Here is a 22,915-nt window from a genome sequence, read left to right as displayed (position 1 = left end):
ACTCCTTACCAAAATTCATTTAACACAAACTCCTCCGGTTCATTCTCCACCATTTCATCAATTTTAAAGAAAGCATGGAACATGGCCATGAAACCATCAATTTTTCGACGGTTCTCATCTTTCTTTTGGTATTGCATATTGCCAAACGCATCACGTTTAACAAACACATTATTAGTATACCAATTCATGAGTGGATTCATACCCCAAATAAGTCTTTTTTGTGCAAATATAACTTCGATTTTAGGAGCGATTAGAGCTTCTACTGATTTAGTACGACGAATAAATTCAACTTCGAATCCAGCTTTTTCTAAACCTTGCCTTACATGATCCATACGGTAGGTATCACCAACAACTAAATTGAAATCATAAATTTCTCGCATCATTACTAACCAATCAACTACATGTCTGATACTAATTACTGGCTCATTTACTACTGTGAGCAATCCTTCTTTTTCCCATTTAGGAATTTCACTGCTAATTTTGAGATGATAATTATCTAAAAATCCTTTTCTAATAAACGAATGACTGATCCAGTAATAGTTATTATCATTTGCAAACAATAAGCCAACGGCAGCGAAATCTTTTAATGACGCAAAGTCAAGACCAGCAACTGCTGTACATTTGCTTAAATCAGGAAACTCTCTATTGGTGGCTTTAATTTCTTCACGCGTCGCAATTGAACTCTCCATCTCTACATCAGAGATGTTCATCCGCTTAGTGAGCCATTTCGGTTTATTTCTTTCTCCACGTTGGACTTCTCCCCACTGCGTCTGGACAGTTCGAAAAAGCCCACGAGCATAATCGCTCATGGGTTCGTGGAACATTGGGTTCGCTTTTTCCCAATTAGCAGGATCTTCTACTTCTTCTTTTTCATCTAAAGTACATATCCATGGGAACATATTACTTTGTAGAGTTTCATGAGTTAATATTTCTCTAGCTTTCGCTAACTCTTTATCGTAAACACCATCTCTAACAAAACCGTTTGTAGAGATATAGAATGTCCGAGGTGGTTGGACTTTACCAAGACCGTCTGTTAAAACCTCTATTATTTCATAAGTACTATAACGATGAATTTCATCAAATATAACCGCACCATGACCAAACGAGTCTTTGGTATCTGGATTACTTGTTAGATATTCAATCGTACTGTATGTTTCTGTGTTTAAGATTTGTGCTAATCCATTTTTAAATTCACCCGTTTGTCTATCAGTGAGTTCTGGATTTCTTTTTAGCATATTATGAATTTCAATAAATGATTTCTTAGCTTGAGTTTCTGAGTTCGCAACAACCGCTGCATGATACTCATTTACACCATGCAAAGAGCTAGTAAAATAAGCCAAAAGAACTGCGATTAGCCCGTTCTTACCTGCACCACGTGCCATGGTCCAAAAATAGATGTCAAATACTAACGTTCCATCCTTAAAGTAAAGGAACACAAAACTGATTAAGAACTTTTGAAAGGGTTCGAGTTTAAAAAACCATTTTTCAGCAAACCTTACAAATTCATCAATTTGAGACTCATTAAACCAAATGTCGTTTCTTGAAAGAACAGCTCTTTCAAGATAATTGATTAGGTCGATTCTCTCTTGATTTAGTTTAATTTTTCCATTTTGCCACTGGTTTATATAATAATCAATATAAGGATGGCTTATCACAACAAGCTAACCTTCTTTGGCTTCTTATCGTATACTACTTTAGGTTTTTCATTTAATACTTTTTTGAATTTGATAGATTTACCAGTGGCATTTATTTGAGAGTTTATACTTTTTAACTCAGAAAGCGCTGGATGAGCTTTGGTAAATTCTTGAGAAGCGTTAACGGTCGTTTTTGTTATTCCCTCTTTCCTAATTTCTTTCTCAAGCTTTCTAGATAAAGCAATCAAGCTACAATAACGATCAATTTTTTCAACCTCAAATAAGTCATCTTCATCAATTCTTGATAATAAGTTTTTCTTTAGTTTAGAAATAGAAACAACCATTTTTTCACCTCCAAGAACTTTATAACCCCCGTATGCGGAAAAATTTAAAGATAAATCGATTTTTTGTCAGAGAAGAGTACCCGCCCGCTGATAAGAGGATTTAAATTTTGTGAAACTTTTTGAGGGGGAATGTTTCACAAGTTGGGGACGGAGGCCAGCACGGCCCCTTCTTCACAGAAAACATTTTTAACAATTACCACCATTCATCATCCCACTCAATGCTTTCACTTGATGTAAAGTGTATTGCGTTGTGACAATCGATACACACAGTTAACAAATTATCCTCATCAAGTCTTAGTGAAGGATAGAACTCAATTGGTTTGATATGATGAACGATCAAAATCTTGCCATTCTTCTTGTTACTTCCAAGAGTTACTTTCCCTTGTGACTTACATACTTGGCATTCATTGTTGTCTCTTTGCTTGATACGGCGAGACAACTTACGCCAAGCACTCGACCAATAGAATTGATTCTTGTCGATGTCTTGAACAGGAAGATCAGGCCTTGCTAATCTCTGAAGTTCTTTCAATAAGTCTTTCGATAACTCCAACTGATCACTATGCCTCCATTCTTAAATCGAAAAACAAATCTTAAAAACAAATCGACTAATTATTTAACTCCTATTTTTAAATCAAAATAAATTAGCGAATAAATTATTGGAATAAAATTCTAAAAATAAATCCTCAAAATAAATTCGCTAAAATAAATTTAATAAATTAAAACCACCCCATAATATTGGGGTGGAAACGAAAGGAGGTAATGTCGTCGCACGAGTCAGCAAATCAATCACAATTTGCTCACTACCATCATACTATAGAATAGCAAGATGTAGTGTAGGTTCATTGTAGGTATATTCATCATACAATTTATATCTCACTCAAATCATCCATCGAAATCTTATCTGCTAATTTAATAGCCTGAACTAATCGAGAATGTTTTTCACGGATATGTTGATAGGAATATCCAAGGTCTTCAGAGATTTCAAACAATGATTTCTTCTCAATATATTTCATGACTAAAATTTGAGAGTCTAAATCTTCAAAGCCCTTAATTAAATTCGTTAATTTATCCCGACGGTCTTTTAGAATTTCTAATTCTTTTGTGTAACGTTTAATGTTTTCTTCTAAGTTACTGGATAGAGATTCTGATTCTAATTTAATCTTTTGTAGATCTCCATCAACCCAGCGCTTCAATTCAGCTTTTGATTCTTCTAGTTGAAATTGATAGAACTCTATCTTATTTTTTATTTCTTTAAAGCTTTCGAGCCATTCGAACAAATTTTATCACCTCGTTTGTCTAAGATTATTCTTCTATCTTAGACACTTAAGAACGCTGACATGATAATGTTTAAGACACTATAGCAGTGTGTTTGTCTAAGATAAAGTACTATTTTCTTTATATTATTATTAATACTAAAAATATTTTTTCTTTTTTAATTATTAAAGAAGTGAAAAACATCTTAGACATCTTAGACAAAACATTGTAATTGTTGATACATTAACCTTTATAGATGTCTAAGATATGACTAAAATATGCTATTTTGTCTAAGATACATCTTAGACATTCACCACTTATTCACTTTAAATAACTTGTTTTTAGTTGTTGATGACAAAATTTCTGTCATCAAACCTGCCAAAACCATAGGTATTTGTCATGTTATTTGCCAAAAAATGATTGTTTTTTAATCATCTGATGACACAAATACAGATTTTCTTCGCTTTCCATCTCTAATTTGTTTAGTTTCCAAGTCTAATGTCTGACATATTTCTCTACTAAATGCTGTGCTGCCTAACGGTTTTAATTGTAGTTCTTCACACCAGGCAGCATATTCAATAAATACTTCTTTAGTAGGCCGATTAACTATTTCTGTTTCTTTAATGAAACGCAATAACGGATTGTTGTATTCATTGTATGCATCTGATTCTTTTTGAATAACATCCGATTGAGTAAAGTGTTTGCGTTCCAATATCTCTTTCAATCGAATAATCCCTAATTTTAATAAGTATTCCATCGCGTCTTGATTTGTCACCTTATCTTCAATCTGCGGATCAAAATCAGGATCTTGCGGTGTGAACTTTGCTTTAAAAGGTATTATCAATAAACGACTGACAATTCCATCTGACTTATCATTTACACGAGGCGGTTCGTTCGCTGAGAATATTAACTTCGCATAGTTATTAAAATCAAACGGATCTAACCCTTTACGTTCTGCGTTAACTGTATCTCCCGTTGATAACTTCTTAAACATTGATGAATCTTTAATATATAACTTACTAATATCGTCACCAATATTCGCTAATTTACCAAAGAGTTCAGCAGTCTTAAAACGTTCTGATAATTCATTTAAATCCAATGCAGACTTATTTTCTTCACCTACAAACTTTAATAACATCTTCAAATAGGTAGATTTACCATTTTGACCGTGTCCTGTAAGTAAGAATGTTTTTCTTAAAACGTTTCTTCGATAGAGAATATAACCAAATATTTCTTCCAGTACTCTTCGTACTTGTTTGTCTTTGACAGCCACGTTATTAAGAACTTTATCGACAGGCGGACATTCAGCAGCAGGATTGTAATTCCAATTAACTTTATTCTTAATCACAATTTCAGGACTGAAAGGCAATAATCGATCTTTGCTTAAATCATAAATACCATTTTTAACGGCAATAAAATGAGGAGGAGATAAAGGTTTATCATCTGTCGCTAATTGAAGATATGCCAATACTTCAGACCGCTGTGCCTTCTTAAGATTTCTGATTTCATGTATCATTGCACGTTCAATGTCATGTATGTTATTTGAGTAGATACCTTCTTTGTAGATGTGAAGAACATCTTTGATGCGAATGATATTGTATTCAGAGATTAAGAATTGAGCGAACTTATCATGTAAGAAACGATTTCCTTTGAAGAACGATTCTTTTTTAAAGGCTTCATCACGTAAAATCGTATTAATCTCTCGCTGATCCAATGGATGATCTAAAATATACTTATTTACTAAATTGATTGTTTCTTTAATTTCTTGCTTGCTCAACTCCGCGGATTGAAGTTTTAAGATATAATTAAATAAATCTTGATTACGACTTCCATCTGATATTTGGTCAATATAATTATTATCACGATTCTTATTAATCTTCACCATTGGATATAACCATTTGGGAAGTTCGTCATGTCGCTTAGATTTTAGATACCAGGATCGTGTCTCTCCATCTATTTTTAATGGATCGGCAGTGTTCCTGGAACCAAGTTTAATGGTTACTTGAATACCTAATGGGCTCCACCAATCAATTTTATTTGCCCTTAAATCTTCGGGTGTTTTAAAGTAAACATGAATACCATTAGTTGTTTCTAAAATTGAACAATTTATTTTCATATCTTCAATGATGTCTAGCAAAACATCTGATTCTTCGGGACTATCAATATCTAACATGAGCATATCTTCGGATAATATACCCACGAAACTATCATATCTTCTGGCCGTATTGTATTTAACCAGTACACTATCGTCACCTTTGAATTCAACAGCTGATGACTTTCCATTACCTTTGAGGTATCCTTTGTATATTGAGATGTTAATCACCTCGCTTTCTAAGCTAAATTAACTACCAAAAACTAACCTGCTCCACTACACTGTCATTCTTGACAGTGTTTTTTACTCCTAAGAATTCATTTACCCTTTTATTGGCCAGATCAATGTACCATTGTTTATTTAACCAACTAGGTACCGATTGGTTTACAATATCTTCATTTACAATTCTGCAAAAGTTAGGAATATTCCCTATCTTAACTTTCTTGCCTTTATTAATTCTTAAGATAGACTGACCGTATTTATCAGCAAAGACCCGATACACTTTGTCATATAGATAGTCTCCACCATAATCAATGGTTTCTGCCTTAATGATTCGCTGAAAATCTATTAATGAATTAGATCTATTGATTGTTTCACTTACGTCTACTCCATTAATAAAATACTCTCTAATTGCTTTATTGATTATAGGCAAATCGTTATCTAATAGATTTAAATCTTTCACATAAGCTCCTGCTGCTTCAATGTTATCTCCGATAAAAATATAGTTATTAACATCTTTTTGATAAACATAATCATAGTATTTAAAAGCTAGTGTCAAACCTGTTCGTTCTTCCCACTCTGCACAGATACTATCAACTAAATCAAAATCTTTTTCATCTATTTTGAATAACACTCCGTCGGTGTTCGTTTGGATTAATTCAATGTGTGGATCTAATTTATCAATTAAATCGGTCATAAATAATTGGCCATTGATAACAACATTGTGATATTGTCGCATATCATACATTAAACTAAATTGGTCACCTGAAGCTCCAAATCCTTTGTTTACAATAGATTTATAAACTAATTCTTTTGAATCGTTTTTCTTTTGAAGATTAAATCTTTCTTTCAACAATTGGCTGTATTTCTTAGGATAGCTCACGTTCCTACTTAAGAAATTATATTTATCAATAATAGTTGGATACATTGATTTACAGTCAGCTAAGATAAAGAAACCTTTACCAATATAATTCTTTCTAGCTCCATGCAAACCCCCTAATCCATAACGATGGGGGACACCAGCTACCTCTACTTCTAAGCTTTCATCATCATTCAGATACCAATCGTTAATGTGAGAATATTTTCCTAATTCATGATCTAAAATAGTTATTTCCCAATCATCATAACGATTTATTTTCTTTGCTCTTAAAATATATGAAAGCAGTTGTGTTTCTGTTTTATCCATATGCTTTAAAGGTAGTTTAAACTCAAGCAATAAATCTAACTTCGTTAAGAAACTATTGACTTGATAGGCAAATACATACATCAAATCCTCAATTGAATCCTTAACCTCTCTTCCTTGAAAAGCTGTCAATTGTTTTAAAGAGTACTGCCTACTCAACATTGCATCAAAAGAGTTGAGGGGAATGTAATTTAATGTTTCACTGTAACTCCATCCCGATAAGCCACTCATTATATGTTCGTGAATTCCATAAGGGGTAGTACCAGCTATGATACTTTTTAAAATAAAACGATCATAGTTGTTGCCGTTGAAGGCTATCCATAAGTCATCTTTATAATCATTGTAGAGATTAATGATTTCTTCTGAATCACTCGTTACAAAATCAACTCTTTCTTGAGTGATTGCTATTTCTGCATACCAGGAATTCTTTTGGACTGTAAACTTGTAAAAAATCAATCACTTTTTACCTCCTTGAAACAAATTGTCAGGTCTGTATGTATACTTCCTTCCTTGCCATTCAATGACTGTGGGAATTGTTTTTTTCACTTTAATAATCTTAACTTCATCAGTTTGTTTATTTTTCACTCAAACTCATCCTTTCTATAAATCGCTCGTATTACTAAAATTGTCATTATTATCGGTAATAGCAGGTGCATTAATCGACCTCCTTTACAAAAACTAACCATCTTGTCTTACCTCTTTTATCTCCTAAGATAGGTTTGTGTTTTATGTTGGCCAGTACCTCTTTAATGTGAATCTGGCAATCAGACCATTTAAAAATAAGTGTTCCTGTTGGTTTTAGCACTCTCAGGCATTCATCAAATCCTTTTGAAATGTCATCTTGCCAGTTATTAATATCTAGCTGGCCATATTGTGCTTTCATTACACTGTTTGGTCCTGCCCATTTCAGATGTGGTGGGTCAAATATAACCAAATCGAATTCATTATCTGTATAAGGCATGTTTTTAAAATCGGCTAGTATGTCTGGATTAACATCAACATGTTTCCTGTGGATATCAAATATCTCCTTTCGAATATCCTGGTAAATAGTGTTCTCATTGTTTTTGTCATACCAAAACATTCTTGAACCACAACATGCATCAAGGATTTTCATTTATTAAACCCCCTTCTTTCTATTTAAAAAGGGAGAATAAAATCTCCCTTATTTTTTAGTCTAAAATTTCAAGAATTTCATACTTGTCATAACCTGTATTGGTTAATGATTTCTCAATAATGTATTCCCAACCGTCTTCAATGATCTCTTCAGCAATCGCATCAATTTCTTCTGCATATTGACTAAAATTTTTGAATGATACATCATCGCTATCAATGAGACTCCGTAACATTTCATTGTTACTATGGACTTGATAACCAATCGCTCGTTCGTTACCTGGTTGCATCACACCATTGTAAAATAATTTATACCCTTTGAATTCACCGTCTAAGATTTCAAAAGTAATTTTTAGCATTGGATCTCCACCTGAACCATCATCTTTCTTTTTGGATTGACCAAGTTCCATACTATTAACTTTTACTTCATACTTACCTGATGGTATTTCAGGGAAATCTCCCATTTCTGCTGCTTCTTCAACTTTGTTTTGAATACCGTCAAAATCAACCATCTTATCAAATTTATCCCAATTAATTGCCATTTAAATTCTCTCCTTCTTCTTTATTCATTTCAGTTTCCATAATGCCCGCTGGTGTGTTGTACTTCATATCAATTTTTACTAAGTAATACTCACCATTCTTATTAGATTTCAATTGAATACTATGACCAATCAAATCTTCACCAAACTCTTCTTTAGCGTCTTCTACAATTGCATTCGCTTCTTCTTCGCTATCAGCAAACCATTGTTCTTTAGTGTTTAGTTGTCTTTTCATATTTATCTCCCTTTCTTTAATCACGTGAGCGACGACGTCTTCTACGTTTAGGTGCTTCTTCTACTTCATCTGTTTCTTCCTCTTCCTCTTCTTCTCCTGGAGGTGTATCGTCTGTGGATCTTGATCTTCTTCTGCGACGAGGTTTTTTCTCCTCCTCGGCTTCTTCCTCTGCTGTTTCTTCTATTTCTTCTTCCTCCTCAACTTCGTTTGATACTTCTTCTGGTTCAGGCGCTTCCTCTTTCTTACGTCTACTGCGTTTTGGCTTTTCTTCCGTCTCTTCTTCTGATTCTTCTGTAGTATTAGCTTTCTTCAGTCCTTTATTCGCTTCTTCATAGACACCAATAAATTCGTCATAATCAAGATCAATTTCATCTACTGGTAAGTTAGGAATACGTCCTCCACTGAATACATAAGACTTAGATTTAAAGACAAGCTTTCTTTCGTCACCATCCGTTACCACGCGTCCTACAATATCAACCATGCCTGCTAACTTAAGCGCTACTTTTTCTCTTAAGTTTGGTTGAATACTTGTGATTTTATCGCCTGATCGTTTAGTAACATCTTTAGTGGTATCTTCATGGCTGATAAAAATAATGTTTTTCATTGGTAAATTTGCTATTCGTTTAACCATATTTAGAAATTTAGTAGTGACAATGTCCCACGCTTTAAAACTATTGTCAGATTCATGTTCAATACCAAGATCTTCATAAGTTTTAATTCGTGCAGCTTCATAGACATCTTCAATTAAGTCAACAACGACTGTTTTAAATTCATGATCTCCTTTTTGTAGTTCAATAACTGTTTCTTCTAATACATCCCAAGCTAATGTGGTGTCTAAGATACGACCTTTCTTTTCTACTTTTTCAACAATACTTACATACGGTGCATCCACAAATTTAATATTCCCGTCAGTGTTTAACATGATGACATCAGGGAAACTATTAGCGAACCAAGTCTTTCCACTAAAAGGTGCGCCGTACATCCAGAGCACGCGTTTGTTTACTTTGGTAACATCTCTTCGTTCATTTTTAGGTAACATTTCTATAATCTCTCCATTCTCATTTTGTAAATAATTTAGGTATAACGGTGGTGTTAGTACTGTGTATCGTCCGTTTTCTTTTGCTTCAATGGCATTACATGCGAAACAATCTCCATGAGGATTACGCTCCCATGTTTCATCTGTTTCAATAGCTTCAATTGCCCAGTCAAACTCCAAGATCTTTCGCTCGTCATATTCAATGGGTACAAAGGTAACTCTCGCTTTATCCAATTCATTACGTAATCTTTTTCTAAATTGATAAATATCCTCATTCTTTTTGTACTTAATTTTTACTTTTTCAATGAATAAGAAACCCAAGTTAGTTACATTAAAGCCTGCTTGATCAAGATAATATTTATAGATATGCATCTGGCCAGATTTCTTATAAGCTTCAATGCTGTTAGAATACTTAAAGTCAATGACCAGCGTCCGGTCTTTGTCTTTTACGATTAAGTCAACAAAACCTTTATAATCTTCTGTGTCAATTTCGTATTCGTGAATTAACTCAGCCCCATCAAATTGACTTAGAAAATCAAACACTTTAGGCAGCATATACTCAATTTTTATAATCTCGTTTATATGTGCATCAGTTATCATTGGATAGGCATTAATGTATTCATTCACTGCATAATCAGTACTTCCTTTTTCAATCCCACTATGAATAGCATGACCAAGTATTAATGGACTTGTTGGACTGTAATCAGGTATTTCTTTAGCCTTATCCAAATACTTTAATTTAAAGTGGTAAGGACATCGATCGTATAAATCAACACGGCTGTATGAATACTGTGTCAAATAAACCACATCCCACAAGATTCTTTATATTCAACCCAGCAACCCAAAAATATATCCATCACTTCTAAACATGCTCCATGATCTAATAAATAATTTTCAATTTCACTTTTTGAAACACCAGAAGGGAAATTTGGATCTTTACTGACATCTTTAGCAAAATCCCCTTTTGGACCTATTTCATGTTTGAACTTAACAACCCAGTTTTTAAAATCTGGAACCATTTTTTAACCACTCCTTCCATTCTTCGAATTCTAATTGGTAATAATCAAACTCATTACCGTATTTTAATTTTTTGTATTTAGTGGGTCTTAATATATAACCTTTACCACCTGATTGATTAATTTGGTCCATGTGATAGGCTTGTAATTTACTTTCAGTACCAACATCTGTTTTAAGTTCAATACCGTGAAATTCCCCATTAATACAAACCAATAAATCAGGCACACCTTCTTTAGTGAAAACTCCTCCACCCCAATATTTAATAATGTAAGCATCGATTGATTTTAAGTAACTGATTACTTCTTCTTGGAATTTTGATTCTTTCATTTAATCAGGTCCTTAAATAGATAATTAAAAGGTATTTTTGTTTTTCTAATTAATTTATCTATAGTATTTAAGCTTGGTGATCGTTTACCCCTTTCTAGATCAGCTATATAACTTCTTGACAATCCTGCTTGTTTAGCAATATCTTCTTGAGTCAAATTGTTATCTTCGCGAAATTTTTTGAAATTTTTACTAAAAATAGTGTTTACTTCTTTCATTTTTTATCACGCTCATTAACTTCAACTTCATAGTACTTACAGTAGAAAAAGTTTATGTTTACTTCTTCTCCACCATGTTCTTTAACTTGAATAAACGTATAACCGTTTGAATCATATAATTGAGGATAGCTATTAGATTTAACTGTTAAAGAAGTATCATCTTTAAAATAAAAAGTTATTAAATATCTCATTTAATTTTTACCCTCACTGATGCTTTAACATTACTTGTCTTCTTATACTTTTCAGCTACATCTGGTAGTTCTTTCTTTAATCGTGAGCTATCAATGCTTTCTCTCGTTGTAGGTTCAACGTAAGTAATGTTAAAATACTCGTTTTCCCATTTCTTGACGTTATAGTCCTCCATGATATCGACTAAATCTGCTCTAAGTAACGCTTGTCTCTCTTTAACAATTTTAATTTGTCTTTCTAACTCATAAAATTCAGTAACGATTGCTAAGTCCTGTTTATTCAATTCTGTTAATTCCATATAATTTATTCCTCCCAATCGAAATCTTGTTTAAATAATTCGTTTGTATAATCCACACCACGTTCAAGAGCGCTATAAATCTTATACTCAATACTGTCATCAGTTATCATCTGATAGTAAAACACAGATCTTTCTTGACCTATCCTGTGAACTCTTTTTAAGCTCTGCATCCAGTTTTCAACGCTGTCTGGTGGGCTTAAGTAGATAATCTTGTTTGCTTTTTGTAGATTATGTCCTTTACTACCTGCCTGATACTGTACAAGCGTGATACTATCGTCACATTCTTCATAATTCTTTTTATCTACTAACCCACCTTTGATAAAACTTAACGGTCTGTCAGTGATAAGTTTCTTTAGTGTTTCTAATTCTTCGTTATAGTTATAAAAGATAATCAAACGATCATTCGTTGAATCTATTAAATCTTTTAAACGATCCATTTTATTCTTATTACGAACACTTGCGAAAAGCCTTAAATTTATTCTGGCCACAGCGCTTGTGTCACCAACAATTTGTTGATTTTTATAATTGATAATGTGATGGGTATTAAATTCTTTGTATTCTTTTGATAAGTTACATCTCACTTTTACATAATTTTGATCAGGCAAGTCATAAACTTCTTCTGTCTTCATGAATACAGCGCCATGTTCCCTGAGCTTTTCTTTAAGTTCATCTACATTTTTATAACCTAAAATTTTAATCCCACCCCAGTATTTGTTGGGTTTAAAATCAACATATCGTTTCATGTATTGAGTCTTACTTATATCCCAACCTAATAGCTTCAATTGACTATATAATTTTTCATATTTCCCACCAGTAGGTGTTCCAGATAAAAGAATTACATTGTCGGGCTTAAGATTAAGAATGAATTTTGTTCGCTTCGTTTTTTCGTTTTGGATCAATGAACTTTCATCCAACATCAATGTGAAGTGCTTAATTTTCTTCAACTCAGGCCTGCGCCAAATCTTGTCATAATTTATGATAATTATTGACTCAGGTTTTACCTTTTTAGGCTTGTCATAAATCACAACATCATAGTCATAATGTTGTCTGAAATGATTTGCCCAATCGTTTATTTGAGACTTTTGACAAACCACTATATTGTATGGGGTATTTAGTTCCCAAAGTTTCTGAGAGCCAACAAACGTCTTGCCTAGTCCCATATCTAAGTAATATGCAACACGATCAAATTCATAAGTCTCATTTAACACTTGCTCTTGGTGGGGGAATAATTTAATAATTCCAATCACCTCTCTTGTGTTATACTATTTTTATAGATTTCTTAATCTAAGCTTCCGTTGCAGCGGAGGCTTTTTCTTTTTGGGATTCAAACTCCATTTCCAGCTGGTTAAACATCAGTTCGCGTGAAATGACTCTTTTCTTCCCGCGATAAACGGTTAAATAAATCTGATTACTAATAAAACCACCGCTATTAAAATGCTTCCGTAAAAACTCACACAATTCTTCGTCTAATAAAATTGCTTGAAATAAAATTCTATCCACCATACCACCCCAACTCTTCAAAAAGTAACGAAACAAATGGCCATGCGATAATGGAGAAAAACAGAAAAGTAAGAACGAAGTAAAGAATATTATCTTGTCTTTTCTTCATTTTTTGCATTTTTTCTCTTTTTAATCGTTCACAGTTTTCTTCTAGTTTGATGTTCATTTGCGTTCCTCCTTACTTAAATTTTTCTGCATCCATTTTTCTAAGGAATTCAATAAATCTAGAGATAATTACTATCGTTGTTTTTTGCGTCGGTTTAATCACCCCGTCTGAAAATTCTGGATCTGCGTACATTTCTGAAACGTATCTAGCAGCTTGTTGTTTTCCTAATCCAATAATTACCTCGGGGAGTTTTTGTGTTGTTGTTGCAAACGCAACATCTGTCGGTATTGGTGTCAGTTCCATGATTATCCTCCCTCCTTTTAGACCTCACTTTGTTGCATATTGAACAATAAAACGTCTTTGTCTTTTCTGTTTGATTCGTGATCACCATTTCTTTATGACATGCTGGGCATTTCATAAAATTCACTCCTTTCTAAGCCAGTCCAAACATCTGAATAAGTTTCAGAATAATCTGATTGGATTTTGGTGTGTTTGACTTGCCAGTTAAAGCATTAAATATTTCTGGCTTACTGTAACCAGTCATGACAGCTAATTGTTCATAAGAAATTTTGTTTTCATCCTTATAATCTAAAACCCTTTGTCTTGCTTCTATTGTTTCTGGCATTAAATCAGCTCCTTTCTTAATTATTAATTTGATATACTCTCCTTTAGAAAGGAGGGGAAAATATGAAAGATACAATTAATGCTCATAAGTTTGCTAAAACTGTAGTATCTGCTCATTCTTTCGATGGCAGCATTGAAGAAATAGCTACTAAATCGTTAGAACTTTACAAAGCTGCTTTTGATGTAGCGGTAAAACATAATGAACCAATTATTGAAAAACAAATTCAAGAAAGCGAAGATCAACAAAAAGCTTTTAGAGAAGCATTCTTAAAATAATTATTTCGTTAGTAAGAAGATCTTGCACGCCATTGCGAGGTCTTCTTTTTTTATGTTGTTTTCAACCATCCACTTAATCAACTTTATATAAGTAGGTATGAAGCGAGTTTCTTTAAAATTTTCTAACGCTTCTTCATTCATTTCTTAACTCCTCCTTTCACTTAATTAATAAGTAAGGTAATTCGTTAGTTTATTTGTTATAATTTAATACTTTTGTTGACTAATAGTATAAAATGTTATACTATAAAAGCGTACTAAATAACCGTTATTTATAAATCGCATCACCGTTCCCCAACGTATAATGTTTTTAAATAACTTACAAATTTAGTAACGAATTACCTTACAAGTAGAATAGTATAATATTTTGTACAAAAGGTCAACCTTTAAGTTCATTATTTTGTACTTTTCTTTTTGTAACGGTCTAGAAAGGTTGATAATTCAATGTTTGACCGTATAAAACTTTTATGCGATAAGAAGGGTATTTCTATTACTGAGTTGGCACAAAAGATGGGATGGGCAGATAAAGCTATATACAACTGGAGATCAAGCACTCCTTCTGCCGATAAAGTAAAAGCTGTCGCTGATTTCTTTAATGTTTCTGTTGATTATATTATGAATAGGACTGATAATCCTAAAGTTGCTAACGGAGATCAAGATGACGATTTTTTAGTAGCTGCTCACATAGATGATGATTTTACCGAAGAAGAGATGAAAGATATCAGAGATTACATTGAATTTATAAAATCAAAACACAGAAGATAAGCGGGTGATTGTATGAATGCATTTGAAAAACTGTTAGCAGAATTTGATAATGAATTAACATTTGTGTTCGATAAAAATATTCCTGATAAACTTCCAGGCTTGATATGTGATAAGACGATATATTTAAATAAAGATTTGCCATTTGATAAAGCAATATGTGTTTTATCGGAAGAAATTGGTCATTATAAGACCTCTACTCCTAAAGATATAACCGATTACAGATTTAATGGTAAAGAGGAGCGTAAGGCCAGGAATTGGGGATATAAGAAGTTAGTACCCATTGAAAAGCTGAAAAATTTTATCGTAAAAAAGGAGAGCGTGATGCCATACGAATTAGCTGAAGAGTTTGGAATTACTGAAGAAGTCGCAGAAGAAGCTGTCCAGATGTATAGAGTAAAAGGAGAATTAGATTGAAGAAAGTGTTATTTATGATTGGGATGATTTTATTTTTAGCTGGATGTTCAAATAATTCTGCTACTTTTGACAAGAATTCATTCAAAAACTCTAGTGAGTATTTCTTAACTCTACCAGGAAATGAAGATTTAAAAGTAACTACTAAAACTGATTTAAACTCAAATGTCGTGGGTGTAGTTAGGGGGAAAGAAAATTCATGCGGTCAGCTCTCTTGTCAGTTACTTGGTAATAAAGAAGATAAAGTTTCTGTAATGTTTATTAAAGCAGATGATTATTCCCAAGCAAAAGAAATTTTAAAAGATGTTAATTATCCAATAACAGAAGAGTTTGAATACATGGGAACTCATTCGGAACCAAAAAACTATGATAACACTCATCTTTTTTCCAAAAAAAATGATTCTTGCCTTAGATCTCAAAGATTAGCAGATGATTCTTTTATTCTATACTTTGGGTTTGATGAAGATTCAATAAAATTTTTATCGGATTATAAATATTAAAATAATTGACCAAGAAATTTAGAAAAGACTGTGAAGGTTATAAATATTTTTAGCGGAGGTTTTGTGATGAAGAAATTAATTTATTCTTTTTTAATATTTATTATTACTGGAATTATTATGGTTGGAGTAGTTGATTTAATTACCGGTGAAGAGAAAATAGTTTCTTTACTTTTGTTAATATTACTAATTATCTGTGATAGTTTTTTTATTAAAAAACTTATAAAAAATAATAAAATTCATAAAGTAGAAAAAAGCTTGCCTACGAATATTTCCGACTTACAGAATCCACCGAATTCGAAACAATCAGAAAGTAAGCTTAACGATACTTCATTACATTCAGATGATATTTCAGTTCCTAAGAAGGATGTTTCAGATGCTACCCTGTCATATCATGGAGTTAAGCCTGTTGTAAAAACTAAGATAAAACCGAAAAGTAAATATCACTCATATTCTACTTATATAACCGGAACAGCTTATGAAAATAGAGAAGCATTAATTAAGAGACTGATTAAACAAACTATTTCAGAAGAAATGCTAGAAAAATATCAAGGACTCTCAGGCAAAGAATTAAAGGAAGAGCTAGAGTTTGATATCATTTGGGAATACGAACCTTTTGAAATTGAACTAGAGTTAATTCCTGAACCTGATAATGAATATGATGAAAATGCAATCGCAGTTTTCGCTGAAATAGGTGGAAAAGATAAAAAGATAGGTTATGTTCCTAAAGAAGATAATCAATATATATTAGATTTAATAAAAAAATATGATTGTCGTGCTTATGCGGAAGTTCGAGGTGGTAACTTTAAAAAATTAAATTATGATGGGAAAATTGAAATTATTAAACATAAATATAAGTTGACACTATGGGTATCATACAAAAACTGATTTAAGAAAAGGTTAAGTATATTATAAAAATCTTAAAACAGCCACAACCCACCATTTTAAGAGTAAAATTGTGACTGTTTTGAAAGAAAAAAATAAACTTTTTTTAATTTAAAACAAAAAGGAGGGAATACATTGGAAAATTTCAATAACAAAATTATAAATGCTCCTATGCCATTTTTTCCTGAGAAACTCCCTTTAAATAATGACTTTTTCACTTCAGATCTTGAGTCAATCCAATTATTAACCAAAGCGAACATGGCCATAGGCACTTATAGAGGTTTTTTAAACTCGATTATTAATCCAATGCTTTTAATTTCACCAATAATTAATCAAGAAGCTGTTTTATCTTCTAAGTTAGAGGGGACACATGCAACTTTAGAAGATGTCCTTAATTTTGAAGCAGGAAATAGAGTCGATATTGAAAGTGATGAAATTCAAGAAATTCTTAATTATAGACGGTCATTATTTTTTGCTTTAGATAATATTAGTACTATTAATTCAAGTGAGACTAACACATTGCCCTTGTCTTCCAGAATAATTAAAGACATGCACAAAATTCTATTAAATAACGTTCGAGGAAGTTCTAAGAGACCTGGGGAATTCAAGGTTTTTCAAAATTATATAGGAGGGAATTCGTCAATATCATATACCCCAGTGCCGCCTAGTAAGACAAATGAATATATGCAAAATTTAGAGGAGTATATTCACCTTGATGATATTGACTTGATTTTTCAATCAGCGATTATCCATGCTCAATTTGAAATGATTCACCCATTTGAAGATGGTAATGGTAGAATTGGACGTTTATTAATTCCTTTATTTCTTTACTATAGAGAATTACTACCTTATCCTACATTTTATATGAGTTCATATTTTGAAAAAGATCGTTCTTTATATATTTCAAATCTTTCCAATATATCTCAAAAAAAAGATTGGAATTCTTGGATCAAGTATTATTTAAAAGGTGTTATTTTCTCTGCGGACATTAGTACAAAAAAAGCAAAAGACATTCTTAATCTCTATGAATATATGAAAATTGAAGTCATACCAACGCTAAATTCCGCATCAGGAATTGAACTATTAGATTTCATTTTCTCTTCACCAATTTTTAGCGCTAAACAAGCTTCGAATCATATTACAAATATTAGTGATCGAACAATTTATTCTTTACTAAATAAGTTAACAGAAACAAAGTTTTTAAGTACTAATGATGCAAAAAGAAATAAAACATATTATTGTCCACAATTGTTGAAAATAATCGATTAGTTATTGAAATATTCAACCATATATTTCGTTTAGTAATACCTTAGTGAAGTATATGGCCTTTTATTTCACTAAGAAAATAGTAAGCGAAAAAAAACAAAAATTACTTCACTATAAAAAAAGTCATCGCCGCCGACCAAAGCAAAACGATGACTGTTTGATAAATACAGAAAAGCCCCTGATTAAAGGGTGTCTTTTCTGTACCCTATTATACCAAATGAAAGGAGAATTGACTATGTGGGTTGAAGATTTACCCAACGGGAAGTATAAATTTGTTGAGTGGTATTCCAACGAAAAAAATGGTAAAAGAAAACGTGTAAGCGTTACTCTAAATTCCAAATCTGCTCAAGCTAAAAATAAAGCTCAACAATTATTGAATAACAAAATAGCTAAAAAGAAAACTTCAATAGAGACAAAAAATCTAAAATTCAAGGATTGTTTTACTGAATTCTTTGAATTCAAAACGAAACGTTGGGCCCCTTCCACAACTGAAAACATGCGGTCAACTTACAATGTCTATATAAAAACTGCTGATCTTTACGATTACTACCTTGATAAAATAACTATTCTTGATATTCAAAAATTACTAGACGATATACAGTACGAACAAAACAAGTGTGCTCAAATCACAAATCGAGTGAAGCTATTAATTAGTGGTTGTTTTAAGTATATGTCTGTCTATCACGATTATACTTACAATTTAGAATTTTCTACTTTAAAAGTTAAACCAATAAAAAAAAGAAAGTCAATACAGTTCATAGATAGCAAAGACTTGCCAGGGGAATTAGCTAAAATACGCCAAGAATTAAACGAAATACAAGGGGATCTTATCGAGGTGATGATTTTAACAGGGATGCGCTTTGGAGAGGTCACAGCGCTCACAATTGACGATTTTAACGGTTCTGAAATAACAATAAATAAATCCATCGATTCCCGTTCGAAAAGAAAAGCAGGAACTACCAAAACTCCACATTCAAACAGAGTAATTCAGACCAACGATCGAATCAATGAGTTAATTAATAAGAATATAAGCTTAAATCGATTGCGCTTTGGCAATGAAGCTCGTTTAATATTTGCTAACAGAAATAATAATCCAATGCTTTTGACACCAATAAATGATAAAATAAAGAAAGTCAACAAAGATTATACTTCACATACCATGAGACATACCCACATATCATTATTAGTTGAAAATAATTTCGATATTAAGTACATCATGGATCGTGTAGGACACGCTGATGTGAAAACGACTTTGGAAATATATACTCATATTACTAAAAAACAAAAAGAGGAAGCGAAAGTTAAACTGAATAAGTTGGTCACTTTTTAGCCCCTTTTATATAAATCATAATCTCTAAATCCTACTGTATCAGTGGTATAGGAGGTTTGGTTGTAACGTTGTAAATTATACCTTAGAATACTAATAGAAACAATTTCAATTATAAAATCCTCTTGAAAGGAAACTCAATGAACACAATTAATAACATACTTAAACATCCTTTGATGCAGTTAGTAGGCTATCCTTTGTCGTGGATTGGTTTTGGACTAACTACCGCTATTTATTCAGTGAAGCAAGTCGACTGGTTAGATCTTGGGCTTTTAGCACTAGTTGTTATCTTAAGCAATATGACTAACCATTACAATTATTATCATCATATTTTAAAAGATCCCAAGGCTAAATCACCTATTATATACTATCTTTTATTAATAGGCTTGCTGACAGCCGCTTTGTTCTTTATGATAAACCAGCACTACATTATAAATATTTTGTTAATTATATACATTATCATAATAGTGGTTCAGTACCAATTTGTCCCTTTAGTTAAGACCATTTATCATATACTATTAAATAGTTATTTTACTGGCTTTTTACTAAATATTATCGCCTACTATTCACAGGCGAATACTTTAAACAATAAAGCAATGATATCTTTTATACCCCTTATTATATTGATGACAGCTTTAGAAATAAATCAGCAGTTTCTTAAAGGAATATATAATTTTAAGATACTTGAAAGAAAAATACCCGTAAAGATTACATACATAGTCTTTTCAATGCTAGTACTAGCGAGTATTACAGGAGTTTACACCTCACTACCCACTCAGTCTTTCTACCTCGTTCAAATTCTATTCTTTGTAGTTACACTTGCTATTTACTTACCAAGCTTAATCCCTGTCAAGAAACATCACCGTATTCAAAACAAGCTGAATTATCAGGGTGCTATAAGTATAATTTTCATTGTTTTTTATAGTCTTAGTTATTTATTTTAGAGTAAAAAAAAAGAAAACCCCCTTCTATTTTTAAAATGTACTGAACCCATAAATACGTCACTTTAATCAAATAATCTTTAAGCGGCTTGTAACCTGTATCGGATAGGAGACAAGCCGTTTAATTTTAGTTTAATTCTTAATGCTTGTAACATTCAATATATCCTTAAATCGTTTCAGCTCATTCTTCAATACTTTCAACCTTTCTCTATAATAGATTGCTTGTTTTAGAAGTCCTTAAAGACGTCTATCGTGTGGTCCAAGACCTTCGTTTCTCCCTCGATCACTCAGACCCTCTAATGTTTATGACTACCCTTTATCAGCCTTCAAATCAATCGCTTGCACCAAGGCTTAAGAGAGTCTTAAGAATAGTTACTAAGTTTAAACAATACATTAAGAATACCTTTCATTATCACACACTGACTAATGGCCCTATTGAAGGGATTAATAACACGATTAAAGTGCTTAAACGCCATGCTTATGGCTATAAAAACGACTCCCATTTCAAAAATAGAATTCTTTTAATATCAAGATTATATGTGTCAGGAAGAAAAGAAAAGGAGACCAAGCAACCGTTAATTGCTTAATCTCCTTGGATAGCATCAACCCTATTGGACATAGAGCCCATAGAGACTAAAACCCCCTTAATCCGGATACGGAATTAGGGGGGATTAGTAAAATAGAAAGAAACTCTTTTTAGACATAAAAAAGACTTTAGAGTCTGAGTAAGCGGGTGAGGAGAATCGAACTCCCGACAACAGCTTGGAAGGCTGTGGTTTTACCACTAAACTACACCCGCAAGTATACGGTCCGGACGGGATTTGAACCCGCGATCTCCTGCGTGACAGGCAAGCATGTTAACCCCTACACCACCGGACCAAGATAAAAAGTAAAAAAATTGCGGGGGTAGGATTCGAACCTACGACCTTCGGGTTATGAGCCCGACGAGATGCCAGCTTCTCCACCCCGCGATAATATTAAAAAGGAGGATGTGGGATTCGAACCCACGCGCGCTTTTACACGCCTGACGGTTTTCAAGACCGTTCCCTTCAGCCGGACTTGGGTAATCCTCCATTAAATTGTAATGACCCGTACGGGACTCGAACCCGTGTTACCGCCGTGAAAGGGCGGTGTCTTAACCGCTTGACCAACGGGCCAATATCAAAACTCATTGGCAAGTATATAAGAATAACGGAGAAGGAGGGATTTGAACCCTCGCGCCGGTATAAACCGACCTACACCCTTAGCAGGGGCGCCTCTTCAGCCACTTGAGTACTTCCCCATAAGCCAATTCAAAATAACAATTAATTATTGCTATGGGCCTGAGTGGACTCGAACCACCGACCTCACCCTTATCAGGGGTGCGCTCTAACCAGCTGAGCTACAGGCCCATTATCAATAAAGCGGGTGAGGAGAATCGAACTCCCGACAACAGCTTGGAAGGCTGTGGTTTTACCACTAAACTACACCCGCATATTCTCAAAGGAGGATGTGGGATTCGAACCCACGCGCGCTCTTACACGCCTGACGGTTTTCAAGACCGTTCCCTTCAGCCGAACTTGGGTAATCCTCCGTTAACCAATGGCAAAATCCATAATGCATAATGGACCTTGTAGGACTCGAACCTACGACCACCCCGTTATGAGCGGGGAGCTCTAACCACCTGAGCTAAAGGTCCGGCCTTAGATAGCGGCGAAGGGGATCGAACCCATGACCTCCCGGGTATGAACCGGACGCTCTAGCCAGCTGAGCTACACCGCCAAAAAAATGGAGAATAGCGGGATCGAACCGCTGACCTCCTGCGTGCAAAGCAGGCGCTCTCCCAGCTGAGCTAATCCCCCATATAAGAATAAACAAATCGGGAAGACAGGATTCGAACCTGCGACCCCTTGGTCCCAAACCAAGTGCTCTACCAAGCTGAGCTACTTCCCGTTTTACTCTAATACACCCGGCAGGATTCGAACCTGCAACCGCCTGATTCGTAGTCAGGTACTCTATCCAGTTGAGCCACGGGTGCAAAATATTTTATCATTCACAATAAAGTGAAATGCCGAGGGCCGGAGTCGAACCGGCACGGTGATCACTCACCGCAGGATTTTAAGTCCTGTGCGTCTGCCAATTCCGCCACCCCGGCTTTAAAAGCCTAAATGTATCTTGGCAAAGCGGAAGACGGGGTTCGAACCCGCGACCCCCACCTTGGCAAGGTGGTGTTCTACCACTGAACTACTTCCGCAAAAGTGCCGGCTAAAGGACTTGAACCCTCGACCCTCTGATTACAAATCAGATGCTCTACCAACTGAGCTAAGCCGGCATAATATAACTTAGGATTTCCAATTATAAATCATAAGTGATCAAAATGCAAGTGCGGGTGAAGGGACTTGAACCCCCACGCCCGAAGGCGCCAGATCCTAAATCTGGTGCGTCTGCCAATTCCGCCACACCCGCAAATTAAAATTCCTTGATGTTTCCATTTAGGAATATGACCCGTGCAGGATTCGAACCTGCGACCCACTGATTAAAAGTCAGTTGCTCTACCGACTGAGCTAACGAGTCAAGAGTGGGGAATGACGGGATCGAACCGCCGACATCCTGCTTGTAAGGCAGACGCTCTCCCAGCTGAGCTAATTC

At 33.9% G+C, this 22,915-nt stretch carries 29 protein-coding genes, 20 tRNA genes and 1 pseudogene; 9 read left to right on the top strand and 41 right to left on the bottom strand.

From position 1 onward, the window contains the following. Positions 1-5 precede the first annotated feature (5 nt). From ACQV2T_RS06705 to ACQV2T_RS06615, 19 genes are all read right to left on the bottom strand, one after another. Complete coding sequence (locus tag ACQV2T_RS06705; protein ID WP_428893403.1) at positions 6-1,655, bottom strand: terminase TerL endonuclease subunit; 1,650 nt, start codon at positions 1,653-1,655, stop codon at positions 6-8. Next, positions 1,652-1,978, bottom strand: a complete 327-nt coding sequence (locus ACQV2T_RS06700) for a P27 family phage terminase small subunit (protein WP_428893402.1) — start codon at positions 1,976-1,978, stop codon at positions 1,652-1,654. Before ACQV2T_RS06700 ends, ACQV2T_RS06705 begins: the two co-directional genes overlap by 4 nt. Before the next feature lie 193 nt (positions 1,979-2,171). Further along, a complete protein-coding gene (locus ACQV2T_RS06695; RefSeq protein ID WP_428893401.1) occupies positions 2,172-2,528 on the bottom strand; it encodes an HNH endonuclease in 357 nt (118 codons plus the stop codon). A 316-nt stretch (positions 2,529-2,844) separates the two neighbouring features. Then, entirely contained in the window at positions 2,845-3,255 is a 411-nt protein-coding gene (locus ACQV2T_RS06690) for a hypothetical protein (protein WP_428893400.1), read from the bottom strand. A 404-nt stretch (positions 3,256-3,659) separates the two neighbouring features. Then, positions 3,660-5,555 (bottom strand): DNA primase family protein, encoded by a 1,896-nt coding sequence (locus ACQV2T_RS06685; protein WP_428893399.1) that lies wholly within the window; start codon positions 5,553-5,555, stop codon positions 3,660-3,662. A 22-nt stretch (positions 5,556-5,577) separates the two neighbouring features. Further along, positions 5,578-7,182 (bottom strand): hypothetical protein, encoded by a 1,605-nt coding sequence (locus ACQV2T_RS06680; RefSeq protein ID WP_428893398.1) that lies wholly within the window; start codon positions 7,180-7,182, stop codon positions 5,578-5,580. Positions 7,183-7,381: 199 nt separating this feature from the next. Beyond that, positions 7,382-7,840, bottom strand: coding sequence for a class I SAM-dependent methyltransferase (locus ACQV2T_RS06675; RefSeq protein ID WP_428893397.1), 459 nt, complete (start codon positions 7,838-7,840; stop codon positions 7,382-7,384). A gap of 55 nt (positions 7,841-7,895) precedes the next feature. Further along, positions 7,896-8,378 (bottom strand): DUF669 domain-containing protein, encoded by a 483-nt coding sequence (locus ACQV2T_RS06670; RefSeq protein ID WP_428893396.1) that lies wholly within the window; start codon positions 8,376-8,378, stop codon positions 7,896-7,898. After that, positions 8,368-8,610: a hypothetical protein gene (locus tag ACQV2T_RS06665; RefSeq protein WP_428893395.1), complete on the bottom strand. Its 243-nt coding sequence runs from the start codon at positions 8,608-8,610 to the stop codon at positions 8,368-8,370. The genes ACQV2T_RS06670 and ACQV2T_RS06665 overlap by 11 nt, the downstream gene beginning before the upstream one ends. A 16-nt stretch (positions 8,611-8,626) precedes the next feature. Then, positions 8,627-10,444, bottom strand: coding sequence for an AAA family ATPase (locus ACQV2T_RS06660; protein WP_428893394.1), 1,818 nt, complete (start codon positions 10,442-10,444; stop codon positions 8,627-8,629). Further along, positions 10,441-10,665, bottom strand: a complete 225-nt coding sequence (locus ACQV2T_RS06655) for a YozE family protein (RefSeq protein ID WP_428893393.1) — start codon at positions 10,663-10,665, stop codon at positions 10,441-10,443. The genes ACQV2T_RS06660 and ACQV2T_RS06655 overlap by 4 nt, the downstream gene beginning before the upstream one ends. Beyond that, positions 10,649-10,990 (bottom strand): hypothetical protein, encoded by a 342-nt coding sequence (locus ACQV2T_RS06650; protein ID WP_428893392.1) that lies wholly within the window; start codon positions 10,988-10,990, stop codon positions 10,649-10,651. The genes ACQV2T_RS06655 and ACQV2T_RS06650 overlap by 17 nt, the downstream gene beginning before the upstream one ends. Continuing rightward, positions 10,987-11,205, bottom strand: coding sequence for a helix-turn-helix domain-containing protein (locus ACQV2T_RS06645; protein WP_428893391.1), 219 nt, complete (start codon positions 11,203-11,205; stop codon positions 10,987-10,989). Before ACQV2T_RS06645 ends, ACQV2T_RS06650 begins: the two co-directional genes overlap by 4 nt. A gap of 187 nt (positions 11,206-11,392) precedes the next feature. Further along, positions 11,393-11,692, bottom strand: coding sequence for a hypothetical protein (locus tag ACQV2T_RS06640; protein ID WP_428893390.1), 300 nt, complete (start codon positions 11,690-11,692; stop codon positions 11,393-11,395). A 5-nt stretch (positions 11,693-11,697) separates the two neighbouring features. Next, a complete protein-coding gene (locus ACQV2T_RS06635) occupies positions 11,698-12,939 on the bottom strand; it encodes an SNF2-related protein (protein ID WP_428893389.1) in 1,242 nt (413 codons plus the stop codon). Between the two features lie 37 nt (positions 12,940-12,976). Continuing rightward, on the bottom strand, positions 12,977-13,195 hold the full coding sequence (locus ACQV2T_RS06630; RefSeq protein WP_428893387.1) for a hypothetical protein: 219 nt from the start codon (positions 13,193-13,195) through the stop codon (positions 12,977-12,979). Next, positions 13,185-13,358 carry a hypothetical protein gene (locus ACQV2T_RS06625; protein WP_428893386.1) on the bottom strand — a complete coding sequence of 58 codons (174 nt, stop codon included), beginning with the start codon at positions 13,356-13,358 and terminating at the stop codon, positions 13,185-13,187. Before ACQV2T_RS06625 ends, ACQV2T_RS06630 begins: the two co-directional genes overlap by 11 nt. Before the next feature lie 12 nt (positions 13,359-13,370). Continuing rightward, a complete protein-coding gene (locus ACQV2T_RS06620) occupies positions 13,371-13,601 on the bottom strand; it encodes a hypothetical protein (protein ID WP_428893385.1) in 231 nt (76 codons plus the stop codon). Between the two features lie 130 nt (positions 13,602-13,731). Then, on the bottom strand, positions 13,732-13,923 hold the full coding sequence (locus ACQV2T_RS06615; protein ID WP_428882014.1) for a hypothetical protein: 192 nt from the start codon (positions 13,921-13,923) through the stop codon (positions 13,732-13,734). Positions 13,924-13,985: 62 nt separating this feature from the next. Between ACQV2T_RS06615 and ACQV2T_RS06610 the strand changes: the two genes are divergently transcribed. Then, entirely contained in the window at positions 13,986-14,198 is a 213-nt protein-coding gene (locus ACQV2T_RS06610) for a hypothetical protein (protein ID WP_428893384.1), read from the top strand. Here the strand turns inward: ACQV2T_RS06610 and ACQV2T_RS06605 are convergent, their stop codons facing one another. After that, positions 14,199-14,339 (bottom strand): hypothetical protein, encoded by a 141-nt coding sequence (locus tag ACQV2T_RS06605; protein ID WP_428893383.1) that lies wholly within the window; start codon positions 14,337-14,339, stop codon positions 14,199-14,201. Between the two features lie 300 nt (positions 14,340-14,639). Here ACQV2T_RS06605 and ACQV2T_RS06600 point away from each other — a divergent pair, with 300 nt between their 5' ends. The 7 genes from ACQV2T_RS06600 to ACQV2T_RS06570 all read left to right on the top strand — a co-directional run bounded on the left by ACQV2T_RS06600 (position 14,640) and on the right by ACQV2T_RS06570 (position 20,290). Continuing rightward, a complete protein-coding gene (locus ACQV2T_RS06600; protein WP_428893382.1) occupies positions 14,640-14,960 on the top strand; it encodes a helix-turn-helix domain-containing protein in 321 nt (106 codons plus the stop codon). Positions 14,961-14,972: 12 nt separating this feature from the next. Beyond that, positions 14,973-15,374, top strand: a complete 402-nt coding sequence (locus tag ACQV2T_RS06595; protein ID WP_428893381.1) for an ImmA/IrrE family metallo-endopeptidase — start codon at positions 14,973-14,975, stop codon at positions 15,372-15,374. Then, on the top strand, positions 15,371-15,871 hold the full coding sequence (locus tag ACQV2T_RS06590; protein WP_428893380.1) for a membrane lipoprotein lipid attachment site-containing protein: 501 nt from the start codon (positions 15,371-15,373) through the stop codon (positions 15,869-15,871). The genes ACQV2T_RS06595 and ACQV2T_RS06590 overlap by 4 nt, the downstream gene beginning before the upstream one ends. A gap of 66 nt (positions 15,872-15,937) precedes the next feature. After that, the gene (locus tag ACQV2T_RS06585) at positions 15,938-16,756 is read left to right on the top strand and encodes an HIRAN domain-containing protein (protein WP_428893379.1); all 819 of its coding nucleotides are present in this window, start codon (positions 15,938-15,940) and stop codon (positions 16,754-16,756) included. Between the two features lie 132 nt (positions 16,757-16,888). Next, positions 16,889-18,022 carry a Fic family protein gene (locus ACQV2T_RS06580; RefSeq protein WP_428893378.1) on the top strand — a complete coding sequence of 378 codons (1,134 nt, stop codon included), beginning with the start codon at positions 16,889-16,891 and terminating at the stop codon, positions 18,020-18,022. Positions 18,023-18,254: 232 nt separating this feature from the next. Continuing rightward, complete coding sequence (locus tag ACQV2T_RS06575) at positions 18,255-19,349, top strand: site-specific integrase (protein ID WP_428893377.1); 1,095 nt, start codon at positions 18,255-18,257, stop codon at positions 19,347-19,349. Between the two features lie 137 nt (positions 19,350-19,486). Continuing rightward, positions 19,487-20,290: a hypothetical protein gene (locus tag ACQV2T_RS06570; protein WP_428874328.1), complete on the top strand. Its 804-nt coding sequence runs from the start codon at positions 19,487-19,489 to the stop codon at positions 20,288-20,290. Positions 20,291-20,367: 77 nt separating this feature from the next. Here ACQV2T_RS06570 and ACQV2T_RS06565 read toward each other — a convergent pair. Then, positions 20,368-20,450, bottom strand: a pseudogene (locus ACQV2T_RS06565) (IS3 family transposase); the annotation flags it as partial. Between the two features lie 55 nt (positions 20,451-20,505). Here ACQV2T_RS06565 and ACQV2T_RS06560 point away from each other — a divergent pair. Next, positions 20,506-20,874 carry a transposase gene (locus tag ACQV2T_RS06560; protein ID WP_428892893.1) on the top strand — a complete coding sequence of 123 codons (369 nt, stop codon included), beginning with the start codon at positions 20,506-20,508 and terminating at the stop codon, positions 20,872-20,874. A 141-nt stretch (positions 20,875-21,015) separates the two neighbouring features. Here ACQV2T_RS06560 and ACQV2T_RS06555 read toward each other — a convergent pair. From ACQV2T_RS06555 to ACQV2T_RS06460, 20 genes are all read right to left on the bottom strand, one after another. After that, positions 21,016-21,086, bottom strand: a tRNA-Gly gene (locus ACQV2T_RS06555). 7 nt (positions 21,087-21,093) lie between these two features. Next, positions 21,094-21,166: transfer RNA gene (locus ACQV2T_RS06550), tRNA-Asp, on the bottom strand. A gap of 19 nt (positions 21,167-21,185) precedes the next feature. After that, positions 21,186-21,258: transfer RNA gene (locus ACQV2T_RS06545), tRNA-Met, on the bottom strand. 12 nt (positions 21,259-21,270) lie between these two features. Further along, positions 21,271-21,360: transfer RNA gene (locus ACQV2T_RS06540), tRNA-Ser, on the bottom strand. 12 nt (positions 21,361-21,372) lie between these two features. Next, positions 21,373-21,444 (bottom strand) — tRNA-Glu (locus ACQV2T_RS06535). A gap of 35 nt (positions 21,445-21,479) precedes the next feature. Then, positions 21,480-21,569, bottom strand: a tRNA-Ser gene (locus ACQV2T_RS06530). 35 nt (positions 21,570-21,604) lie between these two features. Continuing rightward, positions 21,605-21,678 (bottom strand) — tRNA-Ile (locus ACQV2T_RS06525). Positions 21,679-21,689: 11 nt separating this feature from the next. After that, positions 21,690-21,760: transfer RNA gene (locus tag ACQV2T_RS06520), tRNA-Gly, on the bottom strand. Positions 21,761-21,770: 10 nt separating this feature from the next. Then, positions 21,771-21,860: transfer RNA gene (locus ACQV2T_RS06515), tRNA-Ser, on the bottom strand. Positions 21,861-21,891: 31 nt separating this feature from the next. Then, positions 21,892-21,965 (bottom strand) — tRNA-Ile (locus ACQV2T_RS06510). A 9-nt stretch (positions 21,966-21,974) separates the two neighbouring features. After that, positions 21,975-22,048, bottom strand: a tRNA-Met gene (locus ACQV2T_RS06505). Between the two features lie 7 nt (positions 22,049-22,055). Next, positions 22,056-22,128, bottom strand: a tRNA-Ala gene (locus ACQV2T_RS06500). Positions 22,129-22,145: 17 nt separating this feature from the next. Further along, positions 22,146-22,219, bottom strand: a tRNA-Pro gene (locus ACQV2T_RS06495). Between the two features lie 11 nt (positions 22,220-22,230). Next, a tRNA-Arg gene (locus ACQV2T_RS06490) sits at positions 22,231-22,304 on the bottom strand. Positions 22,305-22,335: 31 nt separating this feature from the next. Next, positions 22,336-22,421: transfer RNA gene (locus ACQV2T_RS06485), tRNA-Leu, on the bottom strand. 27 nt (positions 22,422-22,448) lie between these two features. After that, positions 22,449-22,520: transfer RNA gene (locus ACQV2T_RS06480), tRNA-Gly, on the bottom strand. 5 nt (positions 22,521-22,525) lie between these two features. Further along, positions 22,526-22,598: transfer RNA gene (locus ACQV2T_RS06475), tRNA-Thr, on the bottom strand. Between the two features lie 52 nt (positions 22,599-22,650). Further along, positions 22,651-22,732 (bottom strand) — tRNA-Leu (locus tag ACQV2T_RS06470). Positions 22,733-22,767: 35 nt separating this feature from the next. Further along, positions 22,768-22,840: transfer RNA gene (locus tag ACQV2T_RS06465), tRNA-Lys, on the bottom strand. A gap of 5 nt (positions 22,841-22,845) precedes the next feature. Continuing rightward, positions 22,846-22,915, bottom strand: a tRNA-Val gene (locus tag ACQV2T_RS06460).

The organism is Facklamia sp. P13069 (assembly GCF_050409405.1).
Classification (GTDB): Bacteria; Bacillota; Bacilli; order Lactobacillales; family Aerococcaceae; genus Facklamia.
The sequence above is the reverse complement of the archived record's forward strand: the minus strand, read 5'-3'. Positions and strand labels throughout refer to the sequence as shown.

Bases quoted from the DNA above. Each gene is read 5' to 3' on its own strand.
- ACQV2T_RS06700 (WP_428893402.1), bottom strand. From the start codon at position 1,978: ATGGTTGTTTCTATTTCTAAACTAAAGAAAAACTTATTATCAAGAATT.
- ACQV2T_RS06675 (WP_428893397.1), bottom strand. From the start codon at position 7,840: ATGAAAATCCTTGATGCATGTTGTGGTTCAAGAATGTTTTGGTATGAC.
- ACQV2T_RS06670 (WP_428893396.1), bottom strand. From the start codon at position 8,378: ATGGCAATTAATTGGGATAAATTTGATAAGATGGTTGATTTTGACGGT.
- ACQV2T_RS06665 (WP_428893395.1), bottom strand. From the start codon at position 8,610: ATGAAAAGACAACTAAACACTAAAGAACAATGGTTTGCTGATAGCGAA.
- ACQV2T_RS06655 (WP_428893393.1), bottom strand. From the start codon at position 10,665: ATGGTTCCAGATTTTAAAAACTGGGTTGTTAAGTTCAAACATGAAATA.
- ACQV2T_RS06650 (WP_428893392.1), bottom strand. From the start codon at position 10,990: ATGAAAGAATCAAAATTCCAAGAAGAAGTAATCAGTTACTTAAAATCA.
- ACQV2T_RS06645 (WP_428893391.1), bottom strand. From the start codon at position 11,205: ATGAAAGAAGTAAACACTATTTTTAGTAAAAATTTCAAAAAATTTCGC.
- ACQV2T_RS06640 (WP_428893390.1), bottom strand. From the start codon at position 11,692: ATGGAATTAACAGAATTGAATAAACAGGACTTAGCAATCGTTACTGAA.
- ACQV2T_RS06630 (WP_428893387.1), bottom strand. From the start codon at position 13,195: ATGGTGGATAGAATTTTATTTCAAGCAATTTTATTAGACGAAGAATTG.
- ACQV2T_RS06625 (WP_428893386.1), bottom strand. From the start codon at position 13,358: ATGAACATCAAACTAGAAGAAAACTGTGAACGATTAAAAAGAGAAAAA.
- ACQV2T_RS06620 (WP_428893385.1), bottom strand. From the start codon at position 13,601: ATGGAACTGACACCAATACCGACAGATGTTGCGTTTGCAACAACAACA.
- ACQV2T_RS06615 (WP_428882014.1), bottom strand. From the start codon at position 13,923: ATGCCAGAAACAATAGAAGCAAGACAAAGGGTTTTAGATTATAAGGAT.
- ACQV2T_RS06610 (WP_428893384.1), top strand. From the start codon at position 13,986: ATGAAAGATACAATTAATGCTCATAAGTTTGCTAAAACTGTAGTATCT.
- ACQV2T_RS06605 (WP_428893383.1), bottom strand. From the start codon at position 14,339: ATGAATGAAGAAGCGTTAGAAAATTTTAAAGAAACTCGCTTCATACCT.
- ACQV2T_RS06600 (WP_428893382.1), top strand. From the start codon at position 14,640: ATGTTTGACCGTATAAAACTTTTATGCGATAAGAAGGGTATTTCTATT.
- ACQV2T_RS06595 (WP_428893381.1), top strand. From the start codon at position 14,973: ATGAATGCATTTGAAAAACTGTTAGCAGAATTTGATAATGAATTAACA.
- ACQV2T_RS06585 (WP_428893379.1), top strand. From the start codon at position 15,938: ATGAAGAAATTAATTTATTCTTTTTTAATATTTATTATTACTGGAATT.
- ACQV2T_RS06575 (WP_428893377.1), top strand. From the start codon at position 18,255: ATGTGGGTTGAAGATTTACCCAACGGGAAGTATAAATTTGTTGAGTGG.
- ACQV2T_RS06570 (WP_428874328.1), top strand. From the start codon at position 19,487: ATGAACACAATTAATAACATACTTAAACATCCTTTGATGCAGTTAGTA.